Origin of the sequence: Hyphobacterium sp. CCMP332 (assembly GCA_014323545.1) — a bacterium.
Classification (GTDB): domain Bacteria; phylum Bacteroidota; class Bacteroidia; order Cytophagales; family CCMP332; genus CCMP332.
The window spans coordinates 1,102,851-1,122,521 of the sequence record CP058647.1 but is presented as its reverse complement, the minus strand read 5'-3'; the positions used below and the strand labels follow the sequence as shown (position 1 = coordinate 1,122,521).

16 protein-coding genes are annotated in these 19,671 nt (G+C 39.0%); 12 read left to right on the top strand and 4 right to left on the bottom strand.

Annotated elements, in window-relative coordinates; all coding sequences use genetic code 11:
* Positions 1–25: 25 nt before the first annotated feature.
* From HZR84_04875 to HZR84_04860, 4 genes are all read right to left on the bottom strand, one after another.
* Positions 26–1,693 (bottom strand): formate--tetrahydrofolate ligase, encoded by a 1,668-nt coding sequence (locus HZR84_04875; protein ID QNL21297.1) that lies wholly within the window; start codon positions 1,691–1,693, stop codon positions 26–28.
* Positions 1,694–1,851: 158 nt separating this feature from the next.
* The gene (locus HZR84_04870; protein QNL21296.1) at positions 1,852–2,568 is read right to left on the bottom strand and encodes a hypothetical protein; all 717 of its coding nucleotides are present in this window, start codon (positions 2,566–2,568) and stop codon (positions 1,852–1,854) included.
* A 62-nt stretch (positions 2,569–2,630) separates the two neighbouring features.
* A complete protein-coding gene (gene ypdA / locus HZR84_04865) occupies positions 2,631–3,605 on the bottom strand; it encodes a YpdA family putative bacillithiol disulfide reductase (protein QNL21295.1) in 975 nt (324 codons plus the stop codon).
* A 42-nt stretch (positions 3,606–3,647) separates the two neighbouring features.
* Positions 3,648–4,835, bottom strand: coding sequence for a polysaccharide biosynthesis protein (locus HZR84_04860; GenBank protein QNL21294.1), 1,188 nt, complete (start codon positions 4,833–4,835; stop codon positions 3,648–3,650).
* 105 nt (positions 4,836–4,940) lie between these two features.
* Between HZR84_04860 and HZR84_04855 the strand changes: the two genes are divergently transcribed.
* From HZR84_04855 to HZR84_04800, 12 genes are all read left to right on the top strand, one after another.
* Entirely contained in the window at positions 4,941–6,833 is a 1,893-nt protein-coding gene (locus tag HZR84_04855) for an ABC-F family ATP-binding cassette domain-containing protein (GenBank protein QNL21293.1), read from the top strand.
* A 529-nt stretch (positions 6,834–7,362) separates the two neighbouring features.
* Positions 7,363–7,836, top strand: coding sequence for a division/cell wall cluster transcriptional repressor MraZ (gene mraZ / locus HZR84_04850; GenBank protein QNL21292.1), 474 nt, complete (start codon positions 7,363–7,365; stop codon positions 7,834–7,836).
* Positions 7,836–8,741, top strand: coding sequence for a 16S rRNA (cytosine(1402)-N(4))-methyltransferase RsmH (gene rsmH, locus HZR84_04845; GenBank protein ID QNL21291.1), 906 nt, complete (start codon positions 7,836–7,838; stop codon positions 8,739–8,741). The genes mraZ and rsmH overlap by 1 nt, the downstream gene beginning before the upstream one ends.
* Before the next feature lie 2 nt (positions 8,742–8,743).
* Positions 8,744–9,109, top strand: coding sequence for a hypothetical protein (locus tag HZR84_04840; GenBank protein ID QNL21290.1), 366 nt, complete (start codon positions 8,744–8,746; stop codon positions 9,107–9,109).
* Complete coding sequence (locus HZR84_04835) at positions 9,106–11,208, top strand: transpeptidase family protein (GenBank protein QNL21289.1); 2,103 nt, start codon at positions 9,106–9,108, stop codon at positions 11,206–11,208. Before HZR84_04840 ends, HZR84_04835 begins: the two co-directional genes overlap by 4 nt.
* Positions 11,205–12,677, top strand: a complete 1,473-nt coding sequence (locus tag HZR84_04830) for a UDP-N-acetylmuramoyl-L-alanyl-D-glutamate--2,6-diaminopimelate ligase (protein QNL21288.1) — start codon at positions 11,205–11,207, stop codon at positions 12,675–12,677. The genes HZR84_04835 and HZR84_04830 overlap by 4 nt, the downstream gene beginning before the upstream one ends.
* The gene (locus tag HZR84_04825) at positions 12,677–13,885 is read left to right on the top strand and encodes a phospho-N-acetylmuramoyl-pentapeptide-transferase (protein QNL21287.1); all 1,209 of its coding nucleotides are present in this window, start codon (positions 12,677–12,679) and stop codon (positions 13,883–13,885) included. The genes HZR84_04830 and HZR84_04825 overlap by 1 nt, the downstream gene beginning before the upstream one ends.
* On the top strand, positions 13,885–15,237 hold the full coding sequence (murD, locus tag HZR84_04820) for a UDP-N-acetylmuramoyl-L-alanine--D-glutamate ligase (protein ID QNL21286.1): 1,353 nt from the start codon (positions 13,885–13,887) through the stop codon (positions 15,235–15,237). The genes HZR84_04825 and murD overlap by 1 nt, the downstream gene beginning before the upstream one ends.
* Positions 15,234–16,388, top strand: a complete 1,155-nt coding sequence (locus HZR84_04815; protein ID QNL21285.1) for a cell division protein FtsW — start codon at positions 15,234–15,236, stop codon at positions 16,386–16,388. Before murD ends, HZR84_04815 begins: the two co-directional genes overlap by 4 nt.
* Positions 16,378–17,496 carry an undecaprenyldiphospho-muramoylpentapeptide beta-N-acetylglucosaminyltransferase gene (gene murG, locus HZR84_04810; GenBank protein QNL23191.1) on the top strand — a complete coding sequence of 373 codons (1,119 nt, stop codon included), beginning with the start codon at positions 16,378–16,380 and terminating at the stop codon, positions 17,494–17,496. The genes HZR84_04815 and murG overlap by 11 nt, the downstream gene beginning before the upstream one ends.
* On the top strand, positions 17,493–18,875 hold the full coding sequence (locus tag HZR84_04805; GenBank protein ID QNL21284.1) for a UDP-N-acetylmuramate--L-alanine ligase: 1,383 nt from the start codon (positions 17,493–17,495) through the stop codon (positions 18,873–18,875). The genes murG and HZR84_04805 overlap by 4 nt, the downstream gene beginning before the upstream one ends.
* Positions 18,868–19,668: a cell division protein FtsQ gene (locus HZR84_04800; GenBank protein ID QNL21283.1), complete on the top strand. Its 801-nt coding sequence runs from the start codon at positions 18,868–18,870 to the stop codon at positions 19,666–19,668. Before HZR84_04805 ends, HZR84_04800 begins: the two co-directional genes overlap by 8 nt.
* The last annotated feature ends 3 nt before the right edge of the window (positions 19,669–19,671 follow it).

The following is a 19,671-nucleotide window of genomic DNA, read 5'->3' as shown; positions in this document are numbered from 1 at the left end:
TTCACACTCCACGCCCCACACTTTATCAACTCAGCCCTTCAATCTGCCCATCTACCATATCGATGTGCAAAGCCTGAGGTTCTTTTGGCAGACCAGGCATACGCATAATATCTCCGGCAACGGCTACAATAAATCCTGCTCCTTCATTGATGATCAGTTCGCGAATCTCAATTTCAAAATTCCCATCATGTCCCGGATTTTTAGGATCATCCGTAAAAGAATATTGTGTTTTGGCAATGCAGATCGGAAAATGCTGCAATCCCAACCTGGCTATTCTCTTGGAGTTTAGAAATGCTTTTTTAGAAAGTACAGCTCTTTTTCCACCATAAACCTTTTGAACAATAGCATTGAGTTTATCCTGAATGGAATCGTCATTATTATAAGTAAATTCAACCCCTTTAGATGCATCATTTTCAATAACATTCACCACTTTTTCTGCGAGTTCAACGGCGCCCTTTCCCCCTTCTACAAAGCTGTTATTAATGGCAAGTACATGGCTTTTTTCATTGGCCCATCGTCGCATATAGTTCAATTCCTCGTCCGTATCAAAATAATATTGGTTAAAGGAAATAACGACTTTTTGGCCGAGTCTTTTGAGGTTATCCAGATGTTTTTCAAGATTTCTCAATCCTTTTTTGATCCCTTCGAGATTTGGTTTTTTTATTTCCTTTTCGTCTACTTCGCCGTGTAGTTTCAAGGCTTGCGAGGTAACCACCATCACCGTGGCTTTCGGATAAATTCCTCCCATTCTGCATTTGATATTGAGAAATTTTTCGGCACCCAAATCCGCACCAAAACCGGCTTCTGTAATGACATAATCGCTAAGTGACATGGCCATTTTTGTGGCGATCAGTGAATTGCAACCATGCGCGATATTGGCAAAGGGTCCTCCGTGAATTATGGCCGGTGTGTTTTCTGTGGTTTGAACGAGATTGGGTTCCAGCGCTTCTTTGAGTAAAACCACAATTGCACCGCCAATTTTTAAATCCTTTACTCTGAATGGTTCTCTGTTTGCATCGTAACCGAGAATTATCGAATCAATTCTCTTTCTGAGATCAATGTAATCTTTGGAAAGACAAAAAACTGCCATGATCTCCGAAGCAGGTGTAATGTCAAAACCGGACTCATTGGCCACACCATTGGTATTTCCACCTAGCCCGGATACAATAAAACGCAATGAACGATCATTAACATCGAGCACACGTTTCCAGACGATCTCCTTTAATTGCTTATCTGTGCCCTGATTTTGGAATTGATAATTATCGAGTAAGGCCGTAATGGTATTATGAGCAGAAGTAATTGCATGAAAATCACCCGTAAAATGAAGGTTAATCTCTTCCATGGGCAAAACTTGGGCATAGCCCCCACCTGCAGCACCGCCCTTCATCCCAAAACAAGGTCCGAGGGAAGGTTCTCTTAAAGCTACGATGGATTTTTTACCTATCTTATTTAAGCCTAAAGTCAATCCTACAGAAGTGGTGGTCTTTCCTATGCCCGCTTTGGTAGGCGTCATGGCAGTCACAAGAATCATGTTTGACTTTTTTACTTTATCCTCGTCAATTAAGTCCAGAGGTAGTTTGGCTTTATAATGGCCGAATGGTTTTACTTTCTCTGAAGGAATTTTGAGTTCCTTAGCAATTTCTGAAATATTTTTCAGCGTCGCCGACCGCGAAATTTCTATATCCGATTTCATTGCGTATATTGTTTAGGTCCCGATTTGTGTCGGTATATACAAATCAATGGAATTATATGTGAAATTAAAATAACTCAAAAGTTCTGCAATAAATTTAAGATAATCCATCTGATTAAAAATATGCAATCACAGGCCACCATTTTAAGATTTGGTCATAGCTAGTAATTGGTATATGCAATTCTCAAAGTCAAACCTTGAATTCTGTCAACTTCAGATATCCAATACCTGGTAGTGGGATTATCGCTAATTGCTAAATAGGGAAATATTTCAAGAGACCATGATCTGTTCTTATTTTTATCGGAATAATATTCCCATGTCATTCCCGTCTGAAATATGTACTCAACAAAATTTTCATTCAAACTAAACCCCACCCTTGAAAAAAAACCTCTTCTAAGTATTTTGTCGTTATTGTTTGGATGTTTTTTTCCATAGGCTGTGAATCCGGAAAAAGCAGATACTGCAATGTGAGTTTTAATCTTTGATGGACCTTGACGATTGCGGCTTTCGTATTCCAAGATTGCGGCTGTTCTTACTCCTCCACTTAAGGTAAAAAAGAACTGATTACCGATTCCTGCTTTAATGTGAGCATCGATAGGACCAATACCAAAAAATCCAATTCCTCCTCCAAAACGATCACCGTATTCTTCCAAATTAAGATCCACAATCGCATAAAAAAAACTTATATACTCATTTGGTTCCAAAACTTTTTGAATTCTATTGTGCTCAATAAGTATTTTGCCACCCATTTTACCTTGTAAAACTTTGGCTACAATCGTATCATTGTTTGCTAAAATCAGATGTTGTTTACGGACTTGAGAATATGAAAGATTGATTGCGAGAATGGAAACAATTAGAATAAGGAAAAACGATTTCATTGCAATGCAAACTCTTGAAACATGGATAATTAGTAATTATAATTGATGTAATAATAGAAATTCTATTCTTTAATTTTATTTATCAATTTAGATACAATATTTATTGCATGCTCTCTGGAATTCTCAATAAACCATTTATTGGTTTTTAATCCCCCGCATACAACCCCTGCTAAAAACACATTTTCCACATTGCTTTCCTGGGTTTTTTCATTGTAGACAGGTGTATGAAATTCATCATCATGAAATTTTATACCTATGGCCTCCATCAAACTGAAATTGGGTTGGTAACCGGTCATCGCAAGAACAAAATCATTATCAAATGTTAAAGGCCCATCGGGTGTAATTATATCAGCTTCATATTCCCGGATTTCTGTTATTTCAGAATTGAAATAGGCTTTTATTGAACCTTCTTTGATGCGGTTTTCAATATCGGGTTTTACCCAGTATTTTACCGAATCGAGGAGTCCTGTTTCTCTTATAACCATCGTGACTTCAGCTCCTTTTCTATAGGTCTCCAGCGCAACATCGACCGCCGAATTGGCGGCACCTACCACAATTACTTTTTGGCCAAAATAGGGATGAGGCTCATCGTAATAATGTTTTACTTTGGGGAGTTCTTCACCCGGAACGTTCATGAGATAAGGAAAATCGTAAAACCCTGTCGCCAGTATGATAGATTTGGAATGGTATTTATTTCTGTTGGTGAAAATCTCAAAATCTGAGGAAGATTTTTTCACAGCTTCCACTTTTTCATACAATTTGAGTTGGAGATTCCATGAAGAAGCCACTCTCCTGTAATATTCCAATGCTTCAAAACGATTTGGTTTATTACCATGGGATATAAAAGGCACTTCACCAATTTCCAATCGCTCTGAAGTTGAAAAGAAGGTCATATTAAGCGGATAGTTGTAAATAGAATTAACCAGACAACCTTTGTCGATGATCAAATACGTAAAACCCGCTTTTTTAGCCTCAATACCACATGCCAAACCAATGGGGCCGGCCCCAATTATAATTACATCATAGCTTTCAGTCATGTATCAGAAACGCTTTGGAATTAGAAATGTTAAAATTCAATTTTAGTATTTAGAGTAAAGGCTTTTCCCCTTTTCCGAGTGTTCAAAATCCTTAACATGGACCTTTAGAAAATTTACCAATTCATCTTTGCTGCTTGCCTCCTTCATAATCCGGTGAATATCCAATGATAAGTTCTCAGTATCCAGATTGTTTTTTTGCATTTTAACAATGCCCAGCATATTAAATTTATTGTTGATGAGTTCTTCTTCGTCAGAATAAAAACTTTCCTCTTCTTTTTCTCCGCTTGTGTTCGTATTACTTAAGTATACAGGATAAAATTCATCTTCAATATGATAATTCATGGCTTCATCCAGATCGCGAAAATATTTGGCTTTAAAGCCCAGTACTTCGAGGAATATTTTAACCGTATGTTCAAAACTTAAAAGGTGACGATGTTGCTCAAATTTTGGCACTAATAACTCACCACTTTGGCTTAGAAATTGAGCTGCAATACAAATATGAGCGGCTTCATAACCGGAAATAAAATAGCGTTTGATATTTAAGGGGCATGGAAGAGGTTTTTGCTGATTATACAAATGTTCATAGCCTTCCAAAAGACTTCCATTTGAAAAAAGCACATTTGGGAATCTCGCACTGCTGATATGCACTTTATCCTGATAAGAAGAGAGAATATTTTCCATCAACTTTTTACTTGCACCCATTATGCTAACGGGTTTATTTGCCTTGTCGGTCGATACGGAAAAGTAATTTTTTGGTGGCTTATTCATTAACAATTCCAAAAGCCTAATCTGATTTTGGACATTGTTTTCAAGAATAGAAAGCGTGCTGTTTAAATCACTTTCGGTACGCACGTGTTTTAGAGCAGCAAAGTTTGCGATGTAATCAAAGGCCTTATTTTCCTCATAAAATTTTTTAAATATCGGACTGCCAAAATCCAGAGATACAAAATCCAATTTGGTGTCATACCTGTTTTTTGCTTTGATCTGTCTTGAAAGCTTGGTCAATGAATTTTCATCGCGATCCACGATGCATATTTTTTGAACCGGATAGCGGAGCAATTCCAATACATAGTGAGATCCTATTGTGCCCGCTCCACCTATGACAAGAATTGATGCATCTTTTAATTTATCAAGAAGTTGATCTTTGTTTTTTTGAAGTTCACTTATAAAAATACTTCGGTCTCTTTCCAGAATTTTACTTATGATTCTTTCTTTCTGTGATTTGAGCATAGTTCAAAAATGCAGAAAGATTTTGAAATTGATTTAAACTTTAAATTCGTGAACAGACAATTTTTATTTTAATAAATAATCACTTAGCCTGATTATTTTCGCCCCATGAATTATTTGTCGGTTGATCGTATTTCAAAAAGTTTTGGCGAGCGCATTCTTTTTGAGAATGTGAGTATGGGCTTGAGCAAAGGCGATAAAATGGCACTGATCGCCCCCAATGGTGCAGGGAAATCAACCTTGTTAAAAATTTTAGCCGGAAAAGAGAGCGCCGATAGCGGGGAAGTGGCCTATCGTCAGAATTTAAAGGTATCCTTTCTCAATCAGGATCCGGAATTCAAAGGACATCTGAAATTGTCTGAATTTATAAAATCTGCTCATTCTGATACGTTGAGACTCATCGAGGCCTATCACAAAGCAGCCGAAAAACAGGCTGAAGACCCAAGTCCCGAAGAACAAAAAGAGTTTGAGAATTTATCCCATGAAATGGAGGAAAAAAATGCCTGGGATTACGATCGACAATTAAAATCACTGATCAATCTATTTGGATTGGATGATCTTGAAATGGAAATTTCTGCATTATCAGGAGGGCAAAAGAAAAGATTGGCTCTCGCTATGCTTTTACTTGATAATCCCGATCTGATAGTTCTGGATGAACCGACCAACCATTTGGATATAGAAATGATCGAATGGCTGGAAGAGTATTTATCGGCATCGCACATTACCCTCTTGATGGTTACTCACGACCGCTATTTCCTCGACAGGGTTTGCAATCAGATTTTGGAGCTCGAAGATCAAAAAGTCTATATCCACAAGGGTAATTATTCCTATTACCTGGAAAAGAAGGCATCGAGAGAAGAAGCGCAGGCTGCAGAAGTGGCTAAAGCCAAACAACTGATGAAAAAGGAACTGGACTGGATCCGTAGAATGCCAAAAGCACGTGGTACCAAGGCCAAATACAGAATCTATGCATTTGAGGCGACAAAAAACAAAGCCAAATCCGGTAAGAAAGAAGTGGACTTCAATCTCGAAGCCAAAATGCAAAGACTGGGAGGCAAAATTCTGGAATTGAAAAAAGTCTCCAAAGCATTTGATGATCTACAGATACTGAATGACTTCACCTACACCTTCAAAAAAGGAGAAAGGATTGGTGTGGTCGGGCCAAATGGAGTAGGGAAAAGTACATTTCTCAATTTGATAGCAGGAGAGCTGGAGGCAGAGTCCGGAAAAATCATTCCGGGACAGACACTCAGCATCGGCTATTATACCCAGAGAGGCATCCGCTTTAAAGAAGAAGATAAGATGATTGACATCATCACCAAAATTGCTGAAGTCATAGAAATGGCAGATGGAAGCAAAGTGTCCGCTTCGCAATTCCTGAATATGTTTCATTTTCCACCAAAACAACAGCAGACGCCTGTCAGCAAATTAAGTGGGGGAGAAAAAAGACGTTTGTATTTGCTTACCGTAATAATTAAAAATCCAAACTTTTTGATTCTCGATGAGCCCACCAATGATCTGGATATTTTAACATTGAACAGGCTTGAAGAATTTCTTCTCAATTTTAAGGGTTGTCTTTTGATGGTTTCTCACGACAGGTACTTTATGGATAAGCTGGTCGATCATTTATTTGTATTTGAGGGAGAAGGCAAAGTCAGAGACTTTAATGGTACCTATAGCGATTACCGAGAAGATTTACTCGAGAGAAAGGAAAATGAAGAAAAGGCCAAAGCAGAAAAAAAAGTAGAAAATGCCGGCGTAAAAGCTAAGGATTCTGAGAAATCAAAAAAGAAACGCAGTTATAAGGAGCAGATTGAATTTGAGGCTTTGGAGAAAGAAATTGAAAATCTGGAAGTGGAAAAAGCGGACCTGGAAACCAGGTTATCGTCAGGAATAGAGGATTATGAAAAGATCACCAAAATATCCGAGCGCATTGCTGAAATCATGGATTTATTGGACGAAAAAATGATGCGCTGGATGGAATTGGATGACCTGAATTAGAAGTGATACACTAATAGAACCCGTCACTCCAATAAAGTAATTGAGATTCCATGAATACCCTTCAGGTATCTTGGAATGACGTAAACGGTTGTGGTCGACTTATTAAAATTTAGCTGTACTCTATCAAAAGAACCCGTCACTCCAAGACGCGAGTTCTTGGAGTCTCCTATAAAGAAACTGAGATTCCAAGAACTCCCTAAAGGAGTCTTGGAATGACGGAAGCGGTTGTGGCTATACTGCAGCAAATCATCAATACTCTCACAAAAGAACTCGTCACTCCACCCTGTATTAAATACTGGGTTGGAGTCTCCAAAGATCCGAGATTCCAAGAACGCCTTACAGGAGTCTTGGAATGACGGAAGCATTTTTTAGTTCCAACTTAAAAAATCCTTGGATTTCAAGCCCAAATGGAGATTTTTGTAAAAAAGTGGGGAAAAGTGGTAAAAAGTGGTTGTAAAAACCATATTTATATCTATTTTTGTCATAGTGACATTGGACTAAATGTCCATATGCCTGATTACCAAGCACTATGGTTTATTTTGCAAGTGAATATGAAGTAAAGATCGATGCCAAAGGCAGAGTGGTTCTCCCCGCAAAGGTGAAAGCCAATCTTCCTCAGGAATCCGGCACTAACATTGTGCTGTCGCGCGGTTTTGAACCTTGCCTGGTGCTTCGCCCACAATCAGAATTCTTTAAAATACTCGAAAAACTACAGGGGCTGAATCAATTTGATGCAGCTAACAGAAACTTTCAAAGGAAAATGCTCAGTGGTTCTACCGATATGGAATTGGACTCCAATGGGCGCTTTCTTATTCCAAAAACCATGATGGCCTATGCACAGCTTGAAAAACAAGCAATAATCGTCGGTATGGGCGACCGTGTGGAAATATGGAATCCTAAAGTATACGACCGCTTCCTCAACGACGACCCCGAGGAATTTGCACGTATGGCACAGGAAATATTTGCCGAAGATCCCGATAAAAACTCTGAAAGTCTGAAATAATGGAATATCATCAGCCAGTCATGCTCCGTGAATGTGTCGAAGGACTGCAGTGCGGCGGCGGCGGCACCTTTGTAGACGTAACTTTCGGTGGTGGTGGTCATAGCAAAGCCATTCTTGAAGAAATGGATGGGGGTAGACTCTATGGTTTTGATCAGGATTCTGATGCTAAAAAGAATGCTTCTGAAATCGAGGATACTCGTTTCACTTTCGTGGACGCCAATTTTCAGCATCTTAAAAAATACCTAAGACTTTATAAAGTGAAAGAAGTAGATGGCATCCTAGCCGACCTCGGCGTATCAAGCCATCAATTTGATGTAGCAGACCGGGGATTTTCATTTCGGTTTCCTGAAGCAGAACTGGATATGCGAATGGATGCAAAGGCCGGCAATTCCGCGGCTGAAATTCTTAACAGCTATGAGTTCAACGATTTAAGGAGAATCCTAAGAGAATATGGTGAACTCAATAATGCGCATAGAATTGCAAAAGCCATTGTTGATGCCCGTGGTGAAAAAGAAATTAAAACAGTTTCGGACTTATTATCAATTATCGACCCGATATGTCCGATAAAAAAACAAAATAAATACCGCGCTCAGGTTTTTCAGGCCTTGCGAATGGAAGTGAATTCTGAAATAGACAGTTTAAAAGAATTATTGATCCAATCCGAAGAAGTATTGGTTTCCGGTGGCCGTATGGTTGTAATGTCCTATCACTCGCTGGAAGATCGATTGGTTAAGAATTTTTTCCGCAAAGGAAAATTTGAGGGCGAAGATGAGAAAGATCTTTATGGCAATGTGCTGAAACCCATGGATGAGGTCAACAGAAGACCAATAATACCGGGTGATAAAGAAATAGAAATGAATCCCAGAGCGCGAAGCGCAAAACTGAGAATCGCTAAAAAAAGATAATTATGGCTACGAATACTTTCAAAAATTCAAGTCGTACAAATTCCATCAGCATTTTTCAGATGCTTGAAAAGTGGATTGGAAGAGAGTCATTTATAAGTAATGGCATAACGGTAAATGTTGTCCCCATTGCAGCTTTTATGATCGGCATGGGTCTTTTCTACATAGGCATCACCCATAGTGCAGAACGAATGATCCGCGAATACGACCACTTGAAACAGGAAGTGGATGACCTGAGAACCGACTATACCACCCTCAAAGCCGATTACATGTACAGCAGTAAACAGTCGGAAGTGGCTCGCAGGGTAAAAAAGCTGGGACTAAAAGAAAGTCAGCAACCCCCATTTAAAATACAGCTGGGTAAAGAGTGAATATTAAAAAATCCATATTGCTAAGAGCTCGTGTTGCCTTTATAATGGTAGCACTTTTTGCATTTGCGATCATGTTCAGAATTCTGCACATACAGATTAAGGACGGTCAAAAGTGGAAAAAGATCTCTGCCAAAAATGCGGTGCAATACAAAACCATCAAGGCTACCAGAGGAAACATTTATTCGGACAATGGCAGCCTGCTTGCTACTTCTTTGCCTTTTTATAAAGTTGCCATAGACCCAACTGTAATTGAAGTTGAAATCTTCAATCAAAAAATAGATTCGCTTTCCATCTTACTCGCCAATTATTTCAAAGGTGGAACAGCGCTCGACTACAAAAAAAGAATCACCAATGCGCGACTGAAAAACCGTCAATACCTTTTGCTCAGCAGAAAACTGATCAATTATCAGGATAAAAAAATGATGTCGAAATGGCCTGTTTTCCGAAATGGAAGGCTCAAAGGCGGGGCCATATTCCAAAAAGTAGATCAGCGCTTTAAACCTTTTGATTATTTGGGTGAAAGAACCATCGGATACATCAATGAAAATAATAAAGGTGCCGGACTGGAATACAGTTTTAACAAATTACTGGCCGGCCAAAACGGTGAGGCTCTTTTCAGAAAAATGTCGGGAGGGAGTTGGAAACCTGTTTTTGACGGGAATGATATTAAAGTAAAACACGGTTTGGACATCAAAACTACCATAGATATCAATATCCAGGATGTGGCTGAAGCCAGTTTAATGTATCATTTAGAACAACACGGCGCCGATAAGGGCTGTGTCATCCTGATGGAGGTAAAAACAGGGGAAATCAAAGCCATGGCCAATCTTCAAAAACTTAAAAGTGGCCGATACGGGGAGACCTACAATTTTGCTGTGGGAAATCAGGGATTGACCGAACCCGGCTCAACCATTAAGCTCGCTTCCATGATGGCCCTTCTCGAAGAAGGTGCATTATCCATAAGCGATAGCATTGAAACCGGAAATGGTATTTATTCATTTTTTGACAATGCCAAACCAATGACCGATGCAAAAGAAGGCGGTTATGGGAAACTCACAGTAAGAGAGGCATTTGAGAAATCGTCTAATATTGGAATTTCGAGATTAGTTTATGATCATTTCATGAATGATCCACAACGCTTTATAGATTATCTCCATCAGTTTGGTTTATCCAAACCACTCGGATTTCAAATCATAGGTGAGGGCGTACCGAGAATAAAAACTCCCGAAGATCAAAGCTGGTCGGGAATTTCTCTTCCCTGGATGTCAATTGGTTATGAACTGGAGCTGGCACCCATTCACACACTGGCTTTTTACAATGCCGTAGCTAACGATGGCAAATTGATTCAGCCTATAATCGTAAAACAGGCTTTAAGGGCAGACAGGGTCATTGAAAACTATTCTTCAAAAACCATCCGAAAGAAAATTTGCTCTGATGAAACGCTAAAAAAATTGCGCACACTACTCGAAGGCGTGGTAGAAAATGGAACAGCCAAAAACATTAAACATGCAGACTACAAAATTGCCGGAAAAACGGGGACAGCACAGAAATTGAAAGACGGAAAATATGTGAAACAGTATTATACCTCATTCGCAGGTTATTTTCCTGCAGAAAACCCCAAATATAGCTGTATTGTCATCATAGATAATCCAAAAGGATTTAGAAGGTATGCAACTGATGTGGCTGCTCCGGTATTTAAAGAAATTGCCGATAAGATATATTCTCTGGACATTCAAATGCACGAAGAGATGGAAGAAGAAAACAATTTGACACCCGGGTATTTCCCGGTAATTCAAGCGGGCTACCAGGCTGATTTGCAGTTTTTGCTCAACAGATTGGGTGTTTCAAATCACGGATCCACAGATCAGGAATGGGTACAGGCAAAAGCAGTTCAAAACTCCATTAAATGGAAGGAGAGAAAGATAATTGAGGGACTTGTACCGGATGTGTATGGCATGACTCTCCGCGATGCCATTTATCTATTGGAAAACCGTGGTATGCGAGTTCGATTTGAGGGAAAAGGCAGGGTAAAAAGCCAAAGTATAAAAGCAGGAAAAAAAGCAATTGATGGAAGTGTAATTGAATTGAAACTAGGTTGAAAGCAAGTTTAAAAGACATATTGTACAAAGTTTCCCTTGTTGGAATATCAGGAGATACATCTGTCGGGATTGACGGTCTTACGCTAGATTCCAGAAAGGTTAAAAAAGGATTTCTTTTTGCCGCTTTAAAAGGAACACAAAGTGATGGACATGATTTTATCCAAAAAGCTATCGCCAATGGAGCCATTGCAATTCTTTGCGAGGATATGCCTGAAAAACTCTCGGAAAATACCACATATATCCAGGTTAATTCAGCTTCCAAAGCACTGGCAATTGTAGCCTCGAATTATTTTGGAAAGCCTTCTTCAAAACTAAAGCTGGTTGCTGTTACCGGCACCAACGGAAAAACTACCTGTGCTTCATTATCCTATCAATTATTCAGGAGTCTCGGATACAATGCGGGCTTACTATCCACGATCAAAATTCTAATTAATGAAGAAGAAATAGAGGCGACCCATACCACGCCGGATGTCATTAGAATAAATGAATTAATGGCTGAAATGGTTAAAAAAGGCTGCACACATTGTTTTATGGAAGCGAGTTCTCATGCACTCGTACAGGATAGAACTTTTGGCCTGGATATCGATATAGCTGTTTTTACAAATATTTCAAGAGATCACCTCGATTATCACAAGACTTTCGATGCCTACATAGAAGCCAAGAAAATTTTATTTGACAATCTCTCAACAAAAAGCGTTGCACTGATCAATAAAGATGATAAACGCGGAATGGTAATGGTTCAGAATTCCAGAGCGGATGTCAAAACTTTCAGTCTTCAAAGGATGGCTGATTTCAAAGCCAAAATTCTGTCCAATACATTCCAGGGATTAGAATTGGATATTGACGGACAGGTGGTATGGTTTGGACTTATCGGTGACTTCAATGCCTATAATTTACTTTGTATTTACGCCATTGCTGTACTTCTTGAAGAACAACCCGAAGATATTCTTGAAAACTTATCAAGTCTGAATAATGTAGAGGGTCGTTTTGAACGATTGATTTCCGAGGAAGGAATTTTTGCAATCGTAGATTATGCGCATACACCGGATGCCCTGGAAAATGTGTTAAATACCATTAAAAAGGTTCGAAACGGAAATGAAATGGTGATTACAGTGATTGGCTGCGGTGGCAATCGCGACAAGGGGAAACGGCCAATTATGGCCAATATCGCCTGTAAATTATCCGATAAGGTAATTTTTACTTCTGATAATCCACGTGATGAAGACCCTATGCTCATCATCAATGAAATGGAAAAAGGTGTGAGCCCGACTGATCTTAGAAAAACATTAAAACAAGTCGATCGATTTGAAGCCATTAAAACAGCATACAGCCTCGCAGAAAAAGGCGATATCATTTTGGTGGCCGGTAAAGGGCATGAAACCTATCAGGAAATAAAGGGTATTCGAAATCATTTCGATGACAGGGAAAGCTTAAAACAAATTTTTGAATTGAATAAAAGCAGAAACTAGTGCTTTATCATCTATTTGACTATATCGAGCAAAATTTTAACCTTCCGGGAGCCGGTCTCTTCCAGTTTATCTCCTTCAGAGCCTTTATGGCTGCTATGGGTTCATTGCTGATCGCGATGTTTTTTGGTAAGAGCCTTATAGGTGTATTGAGAAGAAAACAAGTAGGAGAATCCATACGTGATCTGGGTTTGGAAGGTCAGATTGAAAAGAAAGGTACACCAACCATGGGTGGAATAATTATCATCATGGCCATCGTTTTACCTTCCATTCTCTTTGCCAAGCTCGACAATATCTACATCCTGCTTTTATTGCTTTCAACGGTATTTATGGGGATGATTGGATTTATAGATGATTACATCAAAGTTTTCCAAAAAAACAAAGAAGGCCTTTCCGGAAAATTCAAGGTCATTGGACAGGTCACCCTCGGGTTAATCGTAGCACTTGTAATGTTTTACAACGATTCGGTAGTGGTTCGAGAATATATCAATGACATCGGTGAAGTGGTGTCTTTTTCTGAATCTACAGATTACAGAGATATCAAATCGAGTATCACGACCATTCCATTTGTAAAGCATAACCAATTAAATTATTGCAATATTCTGGGCTTCAGTGCAGATTGGGCATGTTTGATTTATATTCCCTTAGTGATTGTTGTAATTACCGCCGTTTCCAATGGCGCCAATATCACTGATGGACTGGACGGATTGGCAGCGGGAACTTCTGCCATTATTGGCTTGACTTTGGCCATTTTGGCCTATGTTTCGGGTAATGCCATATTCGCTGATTACCTGGATATTATGTTTATTCCTCACAGTGGTGAACTGGTAGTATTTTGTGCTGCTTTTGTTGGAGCTTGTGTTGGATTTCTTTGGTACAACTCACATCCCGCCCAGGTATTTATGGGAGATACGGGAAGTCTGGCGCTTGGAGGAATAATAGCAACCCTCGCTCTTGTAATTAGAAAAGAATTATTGATTCCAATTCTATGCGGAATTTTCCTTGTAGAAAATTTATCAGTGATTATTCAGGTCTTTTATTTCAAATACACCAGAAATAAATACGGAGAAGGACGCAGAATATTTAAAATGGCGCCTCTGCACCATCATTATCAGAAAATGGAAATGCATGAATCCAAAATCGTATCGCGATTCTGGATAGCAGGAATTCTGTTGGCAATTTTAACACTCGCAACCCTTAAGCTCAGATAATGACGAAGAGAATTACCATATTGGGCGCAGGTGAAAGCGGAATTGGTTCAGCAATTTTAGCCAAAAAACTGGGCTATAATGTTTTCGTATCGGATAAAGGAAGCATTTCTAAAGAATACAAAAATGAGCTTTTGGAATTGGAATTGGATTTTGAGGAAAATCAACATTCTGATTTTCAAATTCTTGAAAGTGAGATTATAGTAAAAAGCCCGGGTATTCCTGAAAATGTGGCAATTGTACAAAAGGCCAAAGAAAAAGGAATAGAAATTATCTCAGAGCCCGAATTTGCCAGCAGGCATTACAATGGAGAAATTATAGCAATCACAGGAACAAATGGCAAGACAACTACAACACTACTCACTTATCACCTTTTAAAAGAAGCAGGTCTCAATGTCGGATTGGCCGGCAATGTTGGAATAAGTTTCGCAAGACAAGTGGCCACAGAAGTGTTTGACATTTATGTCCTTGAGATAAGCAGTTTTCAACTTGATGGAGTTGTGGATTTTAAACCAAATATCGCCGTCTTGTTGAACATTACACCGGATCATCTCGATCGCTACGATGGCGTATTGCAAAACTATATCAACTCAAAATTCAGACTCATTAAAAACCTGGATCGCGCAAGTCATTTCATTTACAATTTTGATGATGATATAATCAAGTCAAATTACAAGGAAGGCCAACAATTTTTCAACTGGCCGATAAGTCTGAAAGAAGATAACAAAGCTGCTTTTATAGTAAATGAAAAGAAAATCGGATTTGATTGTCATGGAGGTTATCATTTGGATCTGCGTGAATCGCCATTGATTGGAAAGCACAATGTCTATAATACCATGGCCGCATTTATTGCCGCTCGTCTTTGCGGATTGAATTGGGAAGTCATAGAAAGGGGATTAAAATCATTTAAAAACGCAGAACACCGACTGGAGGAAGTGGCGGTTATTGATGGTATTAAATTTATTAATGACTCAAAAGCAACCAATGTAGACTCTACTTTTTATGCGCTTGAAGGACTTTCAGCTCCGATAATATGGATTGCCGGTGGGGTAGACAAAGGCAATGATTATAAGGTATTAAAGCCCTTTACTGAAAAAGTCAAGGCGCTACTTTGCCTTGGTCTTAAAAATTCAAAATTGAAAACGGCATTTAAATCCAAAATTGACAAAATCGAAGAATTTGACAATGTAAATAAAGTAGTGAAAAGGGCTTATAAAATGGCTAAAAACGGTGATACTGTATTGTTATCGCCGGCCTGTGCAAGCTTTGATCTTTTCAAAAATTATATAGACAGGGGGGATCAGTTTAAAAAAGCGGTTCATGAACTAAGAAAAAAAGAATTGAGCGCAAAATGAAAGAAGGATTAAAAATATGGGTTGATAAAAATGTCAAGGGCGATCCGGTGATCTGGTTTGTGACGATTATTCTTGCCTTGATGTCCATACTTACGGTATACAGCGCTACAGGAACTCTGGCCTACAGAAGTATGGGAGGCAACACAGAATATTACCTTTTCCGCCATACCTTCCTTGTTGTTTTGTGCTTTGGGGCTATGTGGTTGGCGCATAAACTCGATTACAGGTATTATAAAAAACTATCGCTGTTTGCATTGATAGCTTCAATTCCGCTTTTGCTTTACACATGGCAGTTCGGTGTGAATCTCAATGAAGCCTCAAGATGGATTCAAATTCCATTTATAAATACAACCATTCAGCCATCTGACCTGGCCAAACTCGCTTTGATCATTCATCTGGCCGGAATGCTTTCAAAACGTCAAAATAATATTGAGGATATTAAATCCTATTTCATACCAATGCTATTATGGTGTGGGTCCATATGTGGTTTAATAGCTCTAACCGATTTTTCTTCGGCAGTATTGCTTTTTCTGACTTGTCTTCTGATCATGTTTATAGGTAGGGTACCAATTAAATACCTGGCCATGCTCGTTTTGATCGGTACCCTGGTTGGCTCACTTGCATTTGCCTTTGGACAAAGGGGCAAAACAGTGGTGAGCAGAATTGAAAACTATCTGGATCCCGAGGAAGTATCCTATCAGGCGGAACAATCTTATATCGCAATTGCAACCGGAGGAATTGTTGGAAAAGGGCCCGGTCGAAGCGATCAAAGAAATTTTTTACCACATCCATATTCGGATTTCATTTATGCCATTGTCATCGAGGAATACGGTATTCTCGGTGGTTTCTTGATTGTGATTCTATTTCTCACACTATTATACAGAGGGATGGTGACTGCAGCTAATTCCAGTAGGGCATTCGAAGGATTATTAAGTACAGGCCTGAGTTTCTCTCTTGCCTTACAGGCATTGATAAATATGGCCGTTGCGGTGGGTTTAATTCCTGTAACCGGTCTTCCATTGCCCCTGGTAAGCATGGGAGGCACCTCTTTATTATTTACCGGACTTTCAATAGGAGTCATACTGAGTGTAAGCAGAGGTGATACTGCAGTTTTTGAAAATAAAAATGTCAAACGCGTCAATGCAGAATAATTCCGGACCATATCGCTTTTTATTTAGTGCCGGGGGCACAGGGGGCCATATCTTCCCTGCTATTTCTGTTGCCGATGCACTAAAGGAAAAATATCCCAATTCAGAATTTCTATTCATCGGAGCAAAAGACCGCATGGAAATGGAAAAAGTACCTGCAGCAGGTTATGAAATTGTAGGACTTAATATTTCGGGAATAGCGAGAAAAGCAAGTTTTAAACTACTAATCTGGCCTTTTAAATTGATAGGTAGTCTAATTCAGGCGATGAAAGTTATTCGAAAATTTAAGCCAAATATGGCCCTAGGATTTGGTGGATTTGCCAGTGGCCCGGCCATCTACATGGCGTCGCTACTGGGCGTAAAAAGCATTATACAGGAACAAAATTCATACGCAGGCATAACCAATCGCATACTTTCTGGAAAAGTGGAAAAAATATGTGTAGCCTATGATAATATGGATCAGTTTTTCCCATCAGGAAAGGTGGTAAAAACCGGAAATCCTGTAAGAAAAGATATTGCATTTTTTAAAGATTATCACGAAGAAGGTCTGTCGCACTTTGAGCTGGATGCTTCCTTTCCGGTATTATTTGTATTTGGTGGTAGCCAGGGTGCACTGGCTATCAATGAAGCCATTTACGCTAATCTGGATGATTTACTATCAGCTAATTTTCAAATAGTCTGGCAGTGCGGCAGAACCTTTTTCCCAAGAGCTCAGAAACTTATCGAAGAGCGAAATTTATCCAATAGGATAAAAGCATTTGAATTTATTCTGGATATGGAAAAAGCTTACCAGGCAGCAGATATTATTGTTGCAAGGGCTGGAGCAATATCTATTTCAGAATTGTGTCTTGTCGGTAAACCTGTGGTTTTTGTGCCATTGCCGAGCGCTGCTGAAGATCATCAAACCAAAAATGCTATGGCTTTGGTTGAAAAGGATGCTGCTCTAATGGTAAAGAATAGTGAGGCTAAAGAAAAACTGGGTGAAAATATTCTAAAAATTAAAAATGACCCCGATTTATCATTGAGACTTTCTCAAAGTATTAGGGAACTGGGTATCAACAATGCGACCGATTTGATTTTAAAAGAAGTCGATAAAATTCTCGCTGTATGAAGTTTGATAATATACATAGCGTCTATTTTCTGGGAATCGGTGGAATTGGTATGAGCGCATTGGCACTTTGGTTCAAATCGGCGGGTAAAAATGTAAGCGGATACGACAAAACACCCACCAGAATCACCGAAAATCTTGAGCAAAAAGGCATATCAGTGCATTTTGATGAAAACATAGATAAGATTCCCGATACGGTAAAAAAAGACACTGAAAATTCACTGGTAATTATAACTCCTGCCATTCCTTCAGATCATAGTGAAAAGTTGTGGTTTGAGGAAAAAGGAATCAAGCTGAGAAAACGTGCAGAAATACTGGGATTGATTTCTTCGGCCTTTCCATGCATAGCCGTAGCCGGAACGCATGGCAAAACCTCAGTTTCTTCAATGATTGCCCATTTACTAAAAAATTCAGGAAGAAATGTCACTGCTTTCGTCGGAGGATTGATGAAAAATTACCAAAGCAATGTCATTCTGGGAAATGCACAGGCGGAAACACATTGGGTAGTAGCAGAAGCCGATGAGTTTGATCGCTCTTTCCTTCACCTGCATCCTGACCTGGCCATTATAACTTCTGTTGAAGCGGATCACCTTGATATTTATGGAAAAGAAGATTCATTAAAGGAGTCGTTTAGAGAGTTTGCTTCGAGAATCAGAGGCAATGGAAAGCTTTATGTGCAATCAAAATTCGTCAATGACTTTAAGGATCTCAAGGGAATATCAATTTCAGATTACAATCTGGAAAACGCTACTATTCACGCAGAAGATCTCTTTGTAAGTCCGGATCAATTCAGCTTTACCTATGTGGATGATAAGGGAAAAATCGAAAACCTCGAATTATACATTCCCGGATTTCACAATGTTGAAAATGCATTGGCTGCGATTTCAGTATGTAAAAATTTCAGTTTAAGCGATGAAGAGATCAGAAAAGGAATCGCGAGCTATAAAGGGGTTAGCAGGCGTTTTGATTTGATTGTTAAAAGCGAGCAGATTATTTATATCGATGATTATGCGCATCATCCTACAGAAATATCGGCCTTATTGAAATCTGTTCGAAGAATTTATCCGGGGAAAAAGATTACGGCCATTTTCCAACCTCATCTTTATACCCGCACCAGGGATTTTGCCAAAGGTTTTAGTGAAAGTTTAAGTCTTGCGGATAGGGTAATTCTACTTCCTATATATCCGGCGCGGGAAAAACCAATCGAAGGTGTTGACTCAGCCATGCTTCTCGAAGAAATTCATACGGATGAAAAGGACGTGCTTACAAAAGATGAGGCTTTAAAAGAAGTGGAAAAATTAAACGATGGGATATTACTAACTGTAGGTGCCGGAGACATTGATCAATTAGTACCAAAAATAAAGACGGTATTGAATGGCTAAGATTAAATTAAATATCGACGGACTTAAGCGCAGTTTGAATCAACTTTTTCAAAAGCCTGTGAATTTGATATTGACCTTTTTATCAATGGTGGTTCTCATCAGTTTTGTTGGTAAAAAGCACAATACTCGATTGGTTGATGATGTCAAAATCACCATTCTGGATGAAGATGATAATTTTTTCCTCGATGATGTGGACATTTTTAATCTAATGACACTCGATGGAAGTGAATGGGTTGTGGGTCAGGAAATCGGGCTGGTGGACTTAAAAAAACTGGAGACTCGACTAAACAGAAATCCATATCTACGCAAGACCGAAATTTTTATAGATATGAAGGGGGTGATTAATGTAAAGGCATGGATGAAAAAACCATTGGCACGAATAATTCCAAAACGAGGAGCACAAGCTTACCTATGTGAAGATCATAGTCTAATGCCATTGAGTCAAAGGTATTCATCCAGAGTAATGCTATTGCGCGGGCAGGGAGTGGATTATATTATAAACGAAGACAGTCTCAAAAGCGAATTTGGAAAGCAACTCATCCGCTTTATTGAAACGGTTGATGCAGACCCTTTTTTGCAGGCACAAATTGCTGAAATAGAAATTGAAAAAGACAAGGAAATAATACTTTACCCACAGGTGACCAAACAATACATAGAATTTGGAGAGCTCAATGATTTTGAAGCGAAAATTGAAAAGCTCAATATTTTCTACAGTGATATTCTGCCTTACAAAGGTTGGAACACCTATGATAGAGTTAGTTTAAAATTTAAGAATCAAATAGTCTGTGAATAAAGA